Consider the following 13,655-nt stretch of genomic DNA (forward strand, 5'->3'; position numbering starts at 1 on the left):
CACGGCGATGAAAGGTGCATTCGCCTTTGTGTTCGATTTCTTGTCAGACCCTCCCTCTACGGTGACACCCAGGATTCATCGAGGGAGGCGTGATGTCCGACAACACTTTCGATCGAGAGATCGACGACGCTTGGACCGAGCTCCAGGACCGTCTGACCGGGTACGTGCACGCTATGGAGGACGACGACGAACTGGTGCTGCAGTCGCAGTACGACAGCGTCGACGACGGCCTCGTCGAGACCGCCGCGTGCGTGCGGTTCTTCGCGTGGGCCGGCGACAAGGTGCGGTGCGAGGTGCCGTCCAACCGCTTCCTGCACCCGGCGCGGGCGCTCACCGAGGAGGAGCACGATCGGCTGATCGAGCTCGGCTGGAACCGCCCCGACCAGTGCGAGCACGTCGACGAGGGCAACGGTTCCGCGTCGTACTACCTCGACGCCGACCGGGAGGACGCCCACCTGCTGGCGTCGATGACGGTCACCGTGTTCCGGGAGATCTGGGACCTTCTGCATCCCTCGTTCCTGAAGGCGATCACCGGTGGCCGGGACGAGACTCCGGAGTTCGGCTCTGCTGACGCCCCGGCCCAGCTGCGTGACGGCGCCGGGTTGCGCGACCGTGTCGATGCCGCGGTCGAATCGATGCTCGATCAGGCACCGGGCAAGGACGCGGACGGCGACATCCTCGTGTGGGTCGGCGACCTCCCCACGTATGTGCGGGTGATCGAGGAGGACGCCCGCGTCGAGGTGTTCGCCCGCGTGGTCCACACGATCAGCGATCGCACGCGCACCGCGGAGGCGCTCGCCGACCTCAACCGCCAGTGGCCCGACATCAAGTTCCTGCTCATCGTCGACAACGTGGTTGCCGTCATGCGCGTCGACGGGTCACCGTTCGTCGCGGATCATCTGGTGTCGGTGTTCCGGATGTTCGAGCATTTCGTGGACACCGTCGACGACGCGTTCGCCGAAAAGCTCGGCGGCAAACTCAATTCCACACCCGGCGCCACGTCCTCGTACGCCGACCACGAATGCGAGGACGAGTTCCCCGCCGCGCTCGTGACCCTGATCCACCTCGACTCGGAGAGCGGGCTCGACCCGGACGACGTGGCGGAGATCTGCGGACGCGACCGCGACACCATCCTCGAGTTCCTCCGGCTCTGCACCGAGCAGGAGTTCGAGTGGCGTCACAACGCGGAACTCGCCCGCGACGAGGAGCCCGAAGAGGCCGACATGTGCGAGGACGAGGCGACGGCCTGGGCGAAGACGAAGGAAAGCCTCCGCGCCGCGCTGCGGGTTGTGGTGCTGCCGAACAGGACTCCGCCGCGCGGCGGGATTCAGAACCTCGGCTAACCCGGCAGCGGGATGATGACGCCCGGGAGGATTTCGATCTGGGTCGGCGCCGGGACGGGTGCGGGCACCGGGGGGACGGGCGGGACCGGGACGGCCGGGGGCGGAACCTCGACGGGCGCCGGGGTGGGGGCACCGGGCGGCGGGACAACCCCACTGGTGCCGGTTCCCGTTCCGTCGCCGCTGGTTTGACCGGACCACGTGGGCACACCGGCCTGGCCGCCGATCGGGTCGGGCCACGGGAAGTCTTCCCAATCGGTGTCTTCGAGGGCGCCGTCCATCGTGTCTTTCCAGATGTCGGACGGCAGACCCGAACCGTAGATCAGGCCGCCCCAGCTGTTGTTGATGGCGGTGGCGTCGGCCTTGCCGATCCACACCGCCGTCGCCAGCGACGGCGTGTAACCGACCATCCAGGCGTCCTTGTTCTCACCGGTGTCCCCGAGCTGCGCCGTGCCGGTCTTCGCCGCGGACGGGCGTCCCCCCGCCAGGGCGTGGCCACGCGAGTAGGAGGCGATCGGCATCAGAGCTTGGCTGATGTTGTCGGCCACCGCGGCATCGAGCCGGCGCTCACCCGGGCTCGGCGCACGGTCCAGGAGCACGACGCCGTCGGCGGTCACGACCCGCTGCACGAAGTACGGCTGGTGGTAGATGCCCGACGCCGCGAGAGTCGCGTACGCGGACGCCATGTCGATCGGCCGCGACAGGTACTGGCCTAGGACGATGCCGCCCTCGGGTTCGCCGCCGTTCTCGCTGAGCGTCTTGCCCTGCACCCCGGGGATGAACTCCGGGATCCCCGCCTTGTGGGCGGCGTCGGCGATGGCTTGCGGACCGTTGTCCAGCGACATCATCAACCGGTAGAAGCTCGTGTTCAGCGACCGCTTCGTCGCCTCGGCGATGGTGCACGTGCCGCAGGACTCGCCCTCGACGTTGCCGATCTGCACGCTGCCGACCGTCAGCGGAGCACTGCTGAAGCGGGCGGAGAGGGGGATGCCCTGTTCCAGTGCGGCGGCCAGGCCGAACACCTTGAATGACGACCCGGTCTGCAACGGCGCCTGGGCGTAGTCGAAGCCGGCGCCGTCCTCGCCGCCGTAGTACGCGCGCACCCCGCCGGTGCGGGGATCGATCGACACGACTGCGGTCCGCAGCCCCGGATCCTCCCCTTCGAGGTTGTCGTGGACGGCCTCGATCGCGGACTGCTGCGCCCTCGGATCGATCGTGGTGGTGATCTGCAGACCCTCGGTGTTGAGAGTCTGCTCGGAAATCCCCGCGTCCGACAATTCGCGCAGCACCTGGTTGCGGATCAGGCCGTCGGGCCCCGGCGCGGAGTTGGCGTCGGTGGGCCGGTTGGACGGGGCGGTGACCGGGAATTCGGTCGCGCTGCGGTCCTGCTGAGCGAGCACACCCATCGCGACCATGCCATCGAGGACGTAGTTCCAGCGGGCCTGCAGCTGGTCGAGGTTGGCCTCGGGGTCGAGGTAGGACGGGCTCTGGATCACGGAGGCGAGCACCGCGCCCTCGGCCACCGACAGGTCGCCGACGGGCTTGTCGAAGTAGGCGCGCGACGCCGCCTCGATGCCGTACGCGCCGCGGCCGAAATAGATGGTGTTCAGGTAGGCGGCGAGGATCTCGTCCTTGGACCACTCGCGGGCCATCTTGGTGGAGATCACGAGTTCGCGCATCTTGCGGTACACGTTGCGGTCCGCGCCGACCAGCACGTTCTTCACGTACTGCTGCGTGATCGTCGACCCGCCGCCCGCGCTTTCCTTGCCGAGGACGTTGTCGCGGGCGGCACGCATGAATCCGGTGACGGAGAAGCCGGGGTTGGAGTAGAAGTTGCGGTCCTCCGCCGACAGGACGGCGTCGCGGACGTGCTGAGGAATGGCGTCGAGCGCGATCTCGGTGCGGTTGCCCTCCGGCGGGATCACCTTGGTCAGCTCGGTGGTGCCGTCGGCGGCGAAGACGGTGGCCACCTGATTGGTCTTCATGTCCGACGGGCGCGGGACCTCGGCGCGGACGTAACTGACCAGGAACCCGACGAGGGGGACGACCAGCAGCAACGCGATCACGACCAGGCTGACCCGGCGGACCGTGCGCCACCGGTTGCACTTCTTCTGCCCGTCCGGTGGTGGAGTGGTCGTGTCAGCCGCACCGTCGTCCACGGGCGGTGTGCCCCCCGGTTCGGAGGCATGATTGCCCGTCGCGTCGTTGCCAGAACTCACTTCCACACTCCCGGTCAGTTATCCGGTCACGGAGGATCATCGCACCCACCCGTACGTATGTTATGTGAACGGCCTCGAGTGTGACGCTCGCCGCGCTAACGGTCAGCAAATATCCATACCGACCGTACTGTTTCAGTGCACCCGATTCCGGGCGACGATCGCCAGCCCCGACAGCACCAGGCATCCGAGCAACACCAGCGCGGGGGTGACGCCGGGGTCGCCGCGGACGACCTCGACGACAGCGGCGATGAACGCCATCACCGTGAAGAACCCGAGGACGCCGATCAGAACCTCGAGCCGCTGCCGCTTCGCCACCGGATGCATGGCCGAACCCTATTCCCCTCGCTCCGCTCGACCGACACCTTTCCCCTCGCTCCGCTCGACCGTCAACTCTTCACGCCGCCGGCCGTCAGGCCCGACACGATGCGACGCTGGAACAGCAGCACCATGATCACCAGCGGAATGGTGACGATCGTGCCCGCCGCCATGATCGCCGCGTACGGCACGACGTGCGGGTCGTTGCCGGAGAACCGGGCGATCGCGACCGTGACCGGTTCGGTGGCGTCGCTGGAGAGCTGGCTGGCGAGCAGGTATTCGTTGACGGTCGCGATGAACGCGAGGATGGCGGTGGTGAACAGGGCGGGCGCCGCGAGCGGCAACATCACCAGACGGAACGCCTGACCGCGGCTGGCGCCGTCGATCCGGGCCGCCTCCTCGAGCTCCCAGGGGAGTTCCTTGAAGAACGACGTCAGCGTGTAGATGGTCAGCGGCAGGACGAACGAGATGTTCGGGATGATCATCGCCTGGTAGGTGCCGATCCAGCCGATGTTCGTGAACAGCTGGAACAGCGGGGTGACGAGGGCGACGACGGGGAACATCGACGCGCCGAGCACGATCCCGACCACCACGTATTTGAACCGGAACTCGATGCGGGCCAGCGCGTAGGCGGTGAAGATGCCGACGGCGAGGGCGACGACGGTGGTGATACCGCCGATGATCATGCTGTTGACGACGGCCCGGGTGAAGTTGTTGCCGCTGCTCGTCGACAACGCGTTCTGGAAGTTCTCGAGCGTGACGTGCGTGGGCCAGGGTGTGGTGTCGAACGTGTAGTCGGGGTCGCGGAACGCCGTCACCATCATCCAGTAGAACGGGGCAAGCCCCCAGACGAGGATGATCGCGACACCGATGTAGATGCGGGAGTTCTTGAAAGCGAACCGCTTCGGACGGTTGCGGCGGACGGGCCTGCTCGGGAGTTCGAGCTCCGGGGCGCGATGGGTCACGACTTCGGCCCCTTTCGCTGGGCTTCCTGAGTCTCGACGGCGTTGGCACCGAGGAATTTCACGAGGACGAACGCCACCGCGAAGATCAGGAGGAACGTGATGGTGGAGAGCGCGGACGCGCTGTTGAATCCTTGCCGCACCTGGTCGACCACGAGGATCGACACCGTCGTGGTGGCGGGGTTGCCGCCGGTCAGGATGGCGGGGAGGTCGTACATGCGCAGGGCGTCCATCGTGCGGAACAGGATCGCGACCATCAGCGCCGGCTTCACCAGCGGGAGCGTGATCTGCCGGAACCGCTGCCACGCGGAGGCGCCGTCGACCCGAGCCGCCTCGTACACGTCCTGCGGGATCATCTGCAGGCCGGCGAGGATCAGCAGGGCCATGAAGGGGGTGGTCTTCCAGACGTCCGAGATGATCACCGCGAATCGCGCGGGCCACGCGTCCGACGTCCACAGAATTTCGGTGCCGAGGAGGCGGTTGGCGATGCCGTCGTAGGCGAAGATGAAGTACCAGAGCTTGGCGGTGACCGCGGTCGGGATGGCCCACGGGATCAGGACCGCCGCACGCAGCAGGGCGCGGCCCTTGAACGTCTTGCCCATGATGATCGCCATCCACAGGCCGATCGCGACCTCGAGGCCCACCGTGACGACCGTGAAGAACGCGGTGTTCCCGACGGCCGACCAGAACTGCGAGCCGAGCGTGCCGGGCGGACACGCCACGGCCACCCCGCTCGGGGAGGTGCACTGCTGCAGAATCCAGTGCGTGTAGTTGGTGAACCCGGCCCAGCCGCCCTCGACGAACATGCCGGTCGTCGGATCGAGTCCCGCGTCCTTCTGGAACGACATCACCACTGCCCGGATCACCGGGTAGCCGATGACGACGGCCAGCACGGCCAGCGTCGGGACGACGAACAGCCACGCGCGGCGACTGCTCAGCCCAAAGCGTCGCCTGTTCTCGTTCACCTCACGCGAACCGCGGCCGGGGTCGTTATCCCCGGCCGCGGGACGGGCCGGCGCTCCACTGGTGGTCCCAGTCGGAACGGCCATGTTCACTCCTGTGCTCTACGAGCCTGCGGACTGGATGCCGGACTGCATGTCCGTGATCGCCTGATCCACCGACTTCTCACCCTTGATGGCAGCGTAGGCGTTGTCCTGCACGGCCTTCGACACGGCGGGGTAGAACGGCGTGACCGGACGGGGGACGGCGTTCTCGATCGACACCTTCAGCGTCGGCATGAACGGGTAGGCCGCGATGATCTCCGGGTCGTCGTACAGCGCAGCGCGGACCGGCGGCAGCGAGCCCAGCGCGATGATCCGCTGCGCCTGCTCACCCTGCAGGAAGGTCAGGAAGTCGCGGGCCGTGGCCTTGTTCTCGGAGTACGCGCTGATGGCCGCGTTGTAGCCACCGAGGGTCGAGGCGCCGATGCCGTCCTTGCCGGGCAGCGGGGCGACCGCGAACTTGCCCTTGACCGCGGACGAATCCTTGTCGGCGGTGCCGTACACGTACGGCCAGTTGCGCAGGAACAACGCCTTGCCGTCCTCGAACGCCTTCTGGCTCTCGGGCTCCTTGAACGTGGTGTCCTGGGCCGGGATGTCACCGTTCTTGAAGTTGTCGACCAGCACCTGCAGGCCTGCGCGGGCCTCGGGGCTGTCGACGGTCGGCGTCTTGCCGTCCTCGCCGACGAACGAGCCGCCGTACGCGTTGATGACCTCGGCGGTGTTCACCGTCAGGCCCTCGTACGGTGCGAACTGACCGGCGTAGCAGTCGATGTTGTTGGTCTTCGCGACCTCACACGCGGCGGCCAGCTCGGCCCACGTCTTCGGTGCGGCGGGCAGCAGGTCGCTGCGGTAGTACAGCAGGCCGCCGTTGGTGTTCTTCGGCGCGGCGTATTGGGTGCCGTTGTAGGTGGCGCTGTCGACCGTGGCGGGGAGAATTCCGGTGTTGTCCACCGCGAACTCGCCGGTCAGCGGCTGCAGCCAGCCCTTGGCCGCGAACTCCGCGGTCCAGGGGACGTCGAGCGCGACGACGTCGTAGTCGGACTGCTTGGCCTGCAGGTGCTGGACCAGGTCGTCGTGCGCCTGATCGGCGTCATTCGACTGCTCCTTGAACGTCACCTGCTCGTCCGGGTGCTCGGCGTTCCACACGTCGATGATCTGGCGGACGACACCGGTCTCGGTGGTGTCCTTGCCCTCGACGTACGTGATGGGTCCGCGACCGTCGAGGTTCTCCGACGTGGAGTCGCTGCCGCTGTCGCTCGAGCAAGCGGTGAGCGTGACCAGCGAGGCAGCGGTGGCAAACACCGCGGCGCGCCGGACCGCTCTCGAAATCTGAACCATGGAGTCTCCCCGTAGGTAGATGTGGATGAACCCGTTACCGGCACGACAGAACTCGCGGCACCGGCGCGGTGTCGGAACATACTGTGGCATGGAACACCGTCGAAGTGCCGCATTACCCCCGACCTGAATCGGTCACGAGCCGTTCCGTTCACCGCCGGTTCAGCTCAGCCGGTAGCCCTCGGACGCCGAGAACAGGTGCACCTGGGACGGGTCGACGTGCAGTTTCACCAGGTCACCCTTGCGGGGCGGGTTCCGCCAGTCGGCGCGGGCCACCAACTGCTGCGTCTCCCCGTTGACGGTGCTGCGGCCGTAGATGTAGGCGTCGGATCCGAGTTCCTCCACCACCGCGACCTCCATCGGGATACCGGTGGTCGACAGTTCCAGGTGTTCGGGGCGGATCCCGACGACGACCTCACGTTCGTCGGTATCCGCGCGCAGCTGCCGGGGCAGCGGAATGGTCGCGTCGCCGAGCACGACCCCGTCGGGGGTGATCGGCAGCGTGAAGAGGTTCATCGACGGCGACCCCATGAAGCCGGCGACGAACACGTTGGCGGGCCGGTTGTAGAGGTCGCGGGGCGACGCGCACTGCTGCAGCACCCCGTCCTTCAGCACCGCCACCCGGTCGCCCATCGTCATGGCCTCGACCTGGTCGTGCGTCACGTACACCATCGTCGTCTCGAGCCGGCGCTGCAGCTGCGCGATCTGGGTGCGCGTCTGCACGCGGAGCTTCGCGTCGAGGTTGGACAGCGGCTCGTCCATCAGGAACACCTGCGGCTGCCGGACGATGGCACGTCCCATCGCGACGCGCTGCCGCTGACCGCCGGACAGCGCTTTCGGCTTGCGGTCCAGGTACGGCTCGAGGTCGAGGAGTTTCGCCGTCTCCTCCACACGCGTGCGGATGTCGTCCTTCGCGGCGCCGGCGAGCTTGAGCGCGAAACCCATGTTCTCGGCCACCGACATGTGCGGGTACAGCGCATAGTTCTGGAACACCATCGCGATGTCGCGTTCCTTGGGTTCCTGGGTGGTGACGTCGCGGTCACCGATGAGGATCCGTCCGCTGTGGACGTCCTCGAGCCCGGCCAGCATCCGCAGCGACGTCGACTTGCCGCAGCCGGACGGGCCGACGAGGACCAGGAACTCACCGTCCTCGATCTTCAGGTCGAGCGTATCGACGGCCGGTTTGTCCGAGCCGGGGAACAGGCAGGTGGCACCGTCATAGGTCACTGTGGCCATGAACGTCGAAGTCCCTTCTACCCGGCGCCGCGCACAGGTGCGTGAGAATGTACCTGTTGACGCACTTTCTCACTCACCTACGGGTCGGTGGATGATCGGCTCGCGCAACCGCCGTCAGGCCTCGTCGCGAAGCCACCGATGACGATTCGGCCGAATTAGCCTCGGTCCGAATCATGTTGGTGGCATTCATCTACAGGTTTCTCCACAGCTGGGGATGAATGTGCCGATGAATCGGCGCGGTGAATTCCGCGTGAACACCACGAGTCGCCGGCGCAACCGCAACGAGACCTCCTGCCGCAAGGGGCGCTTCGCGCCCGTGCGCCTTTATGGTTGCCCTAGCTACCAGAACGGCGCACGGGTGGCGGAGCCGCCTCGAACCGGTCCGGGCTGTCCACGACACCCGCGCTGCAGGCGGTCAGGCGGGGTTCGGCGCGGGTCGTGCGAACCCGAACCAGGTCGGTGCCGTCCGGGTGCCGGACCAGGACGTCGGTGTCTCCGTCCGGGCGTGGGACCGCCGACAGCGGGATCACGTCGTCGAGTCCGAGCAGCGACCGCTCGGCCCGCACGGTGTGCTCGGCGAACTGCATCACCGGGTCGTCGGTGCACCGGCCGCGATAGTGCTCGAGCACCACGCGTCCGCGATCGTGTTCGGCGACAATGTGTTCCGCGGACTCCGCGGTGACCCGGCCGTAGTAGATGCCCGACGGCAGGCACACCACGGTCGCGGCGAACCGGTCGCCGCCGACGTGCGTCGACTCCCAGACCCGTCCGTCGCGGTGGCCGAGGCCGGTGACGACGGGGCGTCCGAACGACGCGCAGCAGGCGTCCTTCTTGCCGTGGGTGCAGACGAGGAACAGTGACTCGGTGGGGTCGAGGCGTTCCCCCACTCCGGGTGGCAGGTCGAGATCGAGGTCGAGCAGCTCCCGGTCCTCACGCACCAGCAGACGCTCCGCCCAGCCGTCGGCTCGTCCGGGACGCACGAGGTAGACGTGACGTCCGGCGGCGACGTCGCGGCGCTGCCGGGTGCGGATCAGCACCGGACGCACTCCCGCGTCGGCGCACCGGGCGGCGAGCGCGTCGCCCAGGACAGGGTCGAGGCGGCTCTGCCGGAGCCGGTCGCGGCCCCACGGTCCGGGTTGCTCGATCAGCAGCCAGCCGCGCACCCGGGGCGCGGTGCCGCACAACGGCTCCTGGAGTGACCGGGAGAGCGCCGCGCAGGCCGGTGGCCTCCACCCCTCGGGCGACATCGTCGTCTGCACGCTCACGCAGCAGACTGTATAAGGTTAGGTTCGCCTATCTTCTACCCCCTTCGAGATCGAGGTCCAGGATGCGTTCAGCCACGTGCTCTCCGAATGTCACCGACGTCCAATGGCAGGAGATCGTCGACGCCCTGACGCGACGCGAATTCGGGGCCGGGCTGGGAGCAGCCGCACTGGCCGCCCTCACCGCCGCCTGCGCGCGACCCGACGCGGCAACCGGCAGTGACAGCGGCGCCCAGCGCACCGTCACCCACGCCATGGGCACGACGACGGTGAGCAACCGGCCCAGTCGCATCGTCGCCCTCGACAGCCTGCCTATCGACACCGTCGTCACGCTCGGGAAGACACCGGTCGGGGCTGCTCAGGCCGGTTCCGCCGACGCGCTGCCCGCCTACCTGGGCGGCGGTCTCGACAGCACCACCGTCGTCGGATCGATCGCCGAACCGAACCTCGAGGCGATCGCCGCGCTGCAGCCCGACCTCATCCTCAGCAGCAAGCAGCGGCACGGCGACCTGTACGACGCGCTGTCCGCGATCGCGCCCACCGTCTTCTCCGTGTCGCCTGCGGTCGACTGGCAGGGGACGCTGCGGCTGTTCGCCGAGGCCATGGGTGAGACGGAAGCAGCCGAGCAGAAGCTGTCGGCGTTCCACGCTCGCGCCGCCGCGTTGACCGAAACCAACCGGGGACGCACCGCGCACGTCATCCGCGTGATGGACGACGGTCTGCGCCTGCACGGGCCCGGCACCTTCTCCGGTTCCGTGCTGACCGCGGCCGGCTACACCATCACCGGGCAGCCGTGGGACGCGAAGAACGACATGTCCGAGATCTCGCTCGAGAACGTCGGCCAGATCGACTCCGACATCGCGTTCGTCGCCAACACGTCCGCACCGGGAGAACTGGGGATCGACCCCGTACTCATCGGGCAGATGGGGCCGTCACGACGCGACGGTGTCCGCCAGACCGACTACCGGGTGTGGATAACCGGCATCGGCCTCACCGGCGCAAACCTGATCCTCGACGACCTCGAGCGGCTGTAGGCGGCTCCGCCGCCCGTGCGCCTTTTTGGTAGCGCCGACGACCAGAAAGGCGCACGGGGGCTAGCCTGCCTGGGTGAGTTCCGACAAGATGCTGACCCGCATCGGTGGGCTCCTCCGGCAGGCGGAATCCACCGACAACCCGCACGAGGGCGAGGCCTTCATGGCCGCCGCCCAGCGGCTCGCCACCGCCTCCTCGATCGACCTCGCGGTGGCGCGCGCACACGCGGCAGGCCGGGAGAAGCGCGCCACTCCCACGCAGCGCCTGATCACCATCGGTGAACCGGGGAAGAAGGGGCTGCGCACGTACGCGCAATTGTTCCTGGTGATCGCCGCCGCCAACGACGTCCAGTGCGACATCGCCCAGACGTCGGCCGTCATCTACGCGTACGGGTTCGCCGGCGACATCGACGTCTGCGAAGCCCTGTACGCGAGCCTGCTGATCCAGATGGTCCGGGCGTCCGACGCCTACATCAAGTCGGGGGAGTACCGCGGCGAGACGACGGTGCGGACGCAGGTCGAGACGCGCGGACGCCGCCGCGTCGCGACACGGGTGCGGCGCCCCGTCGCCGGTGTCACCGCCCGGTTGAACTTCCAGCTCGCCTACGCCGCGCGGATCGGGCAGCGCCTCGCCGACGCCAAGAAGGAGGCCGAGGAGCAGGCGGTGTCCGTGCCGGAGTCGTCGGCGGAGACGGCGCTGGTCCTGCGCGACAAACAGCTCGAGCTGAAGGACTACTACTCGGAGAACTCGCAGGCCCGCGGCACGTGGCGCGGAGGGCGGGCGTCCGCAGGACATTCGTCGAGCGCCCGCCGGGCAGGCGACCGCGCCGCCCGGACCGCCCGCCTGAGCAACTCACCCGAACTGTCGACCGCCCGCAAGCAGATCCCGTCGTGAAGCGACCCCGCGACACTCAGCGGACCGCCGTGTACGACGCGGAAGCCCTCGTGCGCACCATGTTCGACCGCGCCGACGAGCGCGGGCTGCGCGTCGTGGACGTGATGGGGTCGCAGGTGACGCTGCCGGTGGAACGCAAATTCGCGTCGATCGACTCGGTGCAGGACTACGTCGACCGGGTGCTCGCCCTGAACTGGGTGCGGTCGACGTGGACGCGGGCGGCCACCCCGGTTCACGTCCGCGCGCGGTCGGGCAACAAGGCCGCCCACTACGAAAGCGATTGCGCCACAATCGCGGTCCCCGAGCATCGGAACGGAAATGCCTGGGCGTTCCGCGAACTGGTGGTGCTCCACGAGGTGGCCCATCACCTGGATCCGTCCGACCCCGAGTACCCGACGGTCGCACCGCACGGACCGGAGTACGTGGACCGCTACCTCACCCTGGTCGGGGAGATCATCGGCCCCGAGGCGGCTTTCGTCCTACGGACCATGCTCCTGGCGGGCGGGGTACGGCTGAACTGAGGTGCCTCAGGCGCGGGGGCGCAGCCGGACGAAACGGATCCCACGGCCGGCCGCCCGGAAGTCGGCCGCGCTGCCGTCGACGTCGAAGCCCATGCCTCGGGCGATCCGCATTCCGAGTTTCGGATGCTCCGACCCGTAGTGCGCCATGAAGTCCGCACCGGTCTCGGGGTCGAGGAATTCGGCTGTGACGACAGTCGCCGGCGGCCCAGCTGGATCCTCGCGTTCGGCTGCGCCCGCAGGTTCCGGTACCAATCGGACTTGGGACCGAACCCGGCGGCCAGCACGTAGCCGTCGCCGACGGCGTCGTGGTTGACCACCTCGAGCACGACCTGCCGCCGGGCGCCGGTCTTGCGCCCGACGTGTTCGAGGAGCAGGAATCGGCCCCCGAGGAGAAAACCGAGGTGGACGCGGTAGAGGTAGATCGGCGCGCGGAAGAACGCCCGCCGGATGCCGGTGGGCGGGTCAGGCCTCTGCGTGACCTTCACACACCCAGTCTTCCACGTCCGCCGTGCAGTCGGGTGGTGATGCGTCCTCGTCCAATTCGGAGACGATGGGCGGAAGACGCGCCGACAACCGGGTGAATGTACCGCTTGGCGTATCTGGGGCGCCGGACGGTACATTCGCCCGCTCAAATCGCCCGCTCGGCGGGTTCGTTGTGCGCCCGACCGTCGCGCGAGCACTATGGATCGAGAAGGCCCAACGTCTACTCCGAGGAGCCACGAATGACTCGTCCAGTTCGCATCGGTGTCCAACTTCAGCCGCAACACGCGCCCGACTACGGGCTGATCCGCGACGCGGTACTGCGCGCCGAGGACGCCGGCGTCGACATCGTCTTCAACTGGGATCATTTCTATCCGCTGTACGGCGACCCGGCCGGCGCCCACTTCGAGTGCTGGACGATGCTCGGGGCGTTCGCCGAGCAGACGGAGCGGGTGGAGATCGGCGCACTCGTCACGTGTGCCGGCTACCGGAACCCGGATCTGCTCGCCGACATGGCCCGCACCGTCGACCACATCAGCGGCGGACGGCTGATCCTGGGCATCGGCTCGGGCTGGTTCGAGCGCGACTACGACGAGTACGGCTACGAATTCGGTACCGCGGGATCGCGGCTGAACCTGCTCGCCGAGTACCTTCCGCGGATCACCGCCCGGTTCGGCAAGCTGGAACCCGCACCCACCCGGCACATTCCGATCCTCATCGGCGGTGGCGGCGAGAAGAAGACACTGCCGCTGGTCGGGCAGTACGGCGACATCTGGCACAGCTTCAGCGACATGGACACGTACAAACGTAAGTCGGGGATCCTCGCCGGGTACGCACGGGATGCCGGACGCAGCCCCGACAGCATCCAGCACTCCACGTCGTGGCCGGGTGTCGACGACGCGGCAGCCCACGTCGACGCCGGCGTCACCCTGTTCACCGTCGGTGTGGGCGGACCCGACTACGACCTCGGCACGCTGAAGGAGGCCATCGCCTGGCGCGACGAGAACACCCCGCCGCCGCTGTCGGGCCTGGCGTAGGCGCTTCGCACCCGTGCGCCT

General features: G+C 68.1%; 12 protein-coding genes and 1 pseudogene. 5 read left to right on the plus strand and 8 right to left on the minus strand.

What is annotated here, in order from left to right; all coding sequences use genetic code 11:
• Positions 1–92: 92 nt before the first annotated feature.
• Positions 93–1,343, plus strand: coding sequence for a T3SS (YopN, CesT) and YbjN peptide-binding chaperone 1 (locus QM693_RS10025; RefSeq protein ID WP_283352216.1), 1,251 nt, complete (start codon positions 93–95; stop codon positions 1,341–1,343).
• Here the strand turns inward: QM693_RS10025 and QM693_RS10030 are convergent.
• The 7 genes from QM693_RS10030 to QM693_RS10060 form a co-directional block, all read right to left on the minus strand.
• Positions 1,340–3,559 carry a transglycosylase domain-containing protein gene (locus QM693_RS10030; RefSeq protein ID WP_502942623.1) on the minus strand — a complete coding sequence of 740 codons (2,220 nt, stop codon included), beginning with the start codon at positions 3,557–3,559 and terminating at the stop codon, positions 1,340–1,342. The genes QM693_RS10025 and QM693_RS10030 overlap by 4 nt on opposite strands.
• Before the next feature lie 132 nt (positions 3,560–3,691).
• Positions 3,692–3,883, minus strand: a complete 192-nt coding sequence (locus tag QM693_RS10035; RefSeq protein ID WP_105420079.1) for a hypothetical protein — start codon at positions 3,881–3,883, stop codon at positions 3,692–3,694.
• A gap of 62 nt (positions 3,884–3,945) precedes the next feature.
• Complete coding sequence (locus QM693_RS10040; protein ID WP_005249640.1) at positions 3,946–4,839, minus strand: carbohydrate ABC transporter permease; 894 nt, start codon at positions 4,837–4,839, stop codon at positions 3,946–3,948.
• The gene (locus tag QM693_RS10045) at positions 4,836–5,885 is read right to left on the minus strand and encodes a carbohydrate ABC transporter permease (protein WP_283352217.1); all 1,050 of its coding nucleotides are present in this window, start codon (positions 5,883–5,885) and stop codon (positions 4,836–4,838) included. The genes QM693_RS10040 and QM693_RS10045 overlap by 4 nt, the downstream gene beginning before the upstream one ends.
• 15 nt (positions 5,886–5,900) lie before the next feature.
• Positions 5,901–7,175: an ABC transporter substrate-binding protein gene (locus tag QM693_RS10050; protein WP_283352218.1), complete on the minus strand. Its 1,275-nt coding sequence runs from the start codon at positions 7,173–7,175 to the stop codon at positions 5,901–5,903.
• 159 nt (positions 7,176–7,334) lie between these two features.
• Positions 7,335–8,408 carry an ABC transporter ATP-binding protein gene (locus QM693_RS10055; RefSeq protein ID WP_283352219.1) on the minus strand — a complete coding sequence of 358 codons (1,074 nt, stop codon included), beginning with the start codon at positions 8,406–8,408 and terminating at the stop codon, positions 7,335–7,337.
• 335 nt (positions 8,409–8,743) lie between these two features.
• Positions 8,744–9,673 (minus strand): ferredoxin family protein, encoded by a 930-nt coding sequence (locus tag QM693_RS10060; protein WP_283333296.1) that lies wholly within the window; start codon positions 9,671–9,673, stop codon positions 8,744–8,746.
• A 62-nt stretch (positions 9,674–9,735) separates the two neighbouring features.
• On the opposite strand from QM693_RS10060, the gene QM693_RS10065 reads away from it, so the two are divergent.
• From QM693_RS10065 to QM693_RS10075, 3 genes are all read left to right on the plus strand, one after another.
• Positions 9,736–10,704 carry an ABC transporter substrate-binding protein gene (locus QM693_RS10065; RefSeq protein WP_283352220.1) on the plus strand — a complete coding sequence of 323 codons (969 nt, stop codon included), beginning with the start codon at positions 9,736–9,738 and terminating at the stop codon, positions 10,702–10,704.
• A 73-nt stretch (positions 10,705–10,777) separates the two neighbouring features.
• Positions 10,778–11,596: a DUF2786 domain-containing protein gene (locus tag QM693_RS10070; protein WP_280779340.1), complete on the plus strand. Its 819-nt coding sequence runs from the start codon at positions 10,778–10,780 to the stop codon at positions 11,594–11,596.
• On the plus strand, positions 11,593–12,117 hold the full coding sequence (locus QM693_RS10075) for a TIGR04338 family metallohydrolase (RefSeq protein WP_041811575.1): 525 nt from the start codon (positions 11,593–11,595) through the stop codon (positions 12,115–12,117). The genes QM693_RS10070 and QM693_RS10075 overlap by 4 nt, the downstream gene beginning before the upstream one ends.
• Positions 12,118–12,123: 6 nt before the next feature.
• Here QM693_RS10075 and QM693_RS10080 read toward each other — a convergent pair.
• A pseudogene (locus QM693_RS10080) lies at positions 12,124–12,602 on the minus strand (nitroreductase family deazaflavin-dependent oxidoreductase).
• A gap of 237 nt (positions 12,603–12,839) precedes the next feature.
• On the opposite strand from QM693_RS10080, the gene QM693_RS10085 reads away from it, so the two are divergent.
• Positions 12,840–13,634: an LLM class F420-dependent oxidoreductase gene (locus QM693_RS10085; protein WP_005264455.1), complete on the plus strand. Its 795-nt coding sequence runs from the start codon at positions 12,840–12,842 to the stop codon at positions 13,632–13,634.
• The last annotated feature ends 21 nt before the right edge of the window (positions 13,635–13,655 follow it).

Source organism: Rhodococcus sp. IEGM 1305 (genome assembly GCF_030058635.1).
GTDB classification, from domain to species: Bacteria; Actinomycetota; Actinomycetes; order Mycobacteriales; family Mycobacteriaceae; genus Rhodococcus_F; species Rhodococcus_F opacus_D.

Coding starts and splice junctions, on each gene's coding strand:
- QM693_RS10025 (WP_283352216.1), top strand. CDS start 93: ATGTCCGACAACACTTTCGATCGAGAGATCGACGACGCTTGGACCGAG.
- QM693_RS10065 (WP_283352220.1), top strand. CDS start 9,736: ATGCGTTCAGCCACGTGCTCTCCGAATGTCACCGACGTCCAATGGCAG.
- QM693_RS10085 (WP_005264455.1), top strand. CDS start 12,840: ATGACTCGTCCAGTTCGCATCGGTGTCCAACTTCAGCCGCAACACGCG.
- QM693_RS10045 (WP_283352217.1), bottom strand. CDS start 5,885: ATGGCCGTTCCGACTGGGACCACCAGTGGAGCGCCGGCCCGTCCCGCG.
- QM693_RS10055 (WP_283352219.1), bottom strand. CDS start 8,408: ATGGCCACAGTGACCTATGACGGTGCCACCTGCCTGTTCCCCGGCTCG.
- QM693_RS10050 (WP_283352218.1), bottom strand. CDS start 7,175: ATGGTTCAGATTTCGAGAGCGGTCCGGCGCGCCGCGGTGTTTGCCACC.
- QM693_RS10035 (WP_105420079.1), bottom strand. CDS start 3,883: ATGCATCCGGTGGCGAAGCGGCAGCGGCTCGAGGTTCTGATCGGCGTC.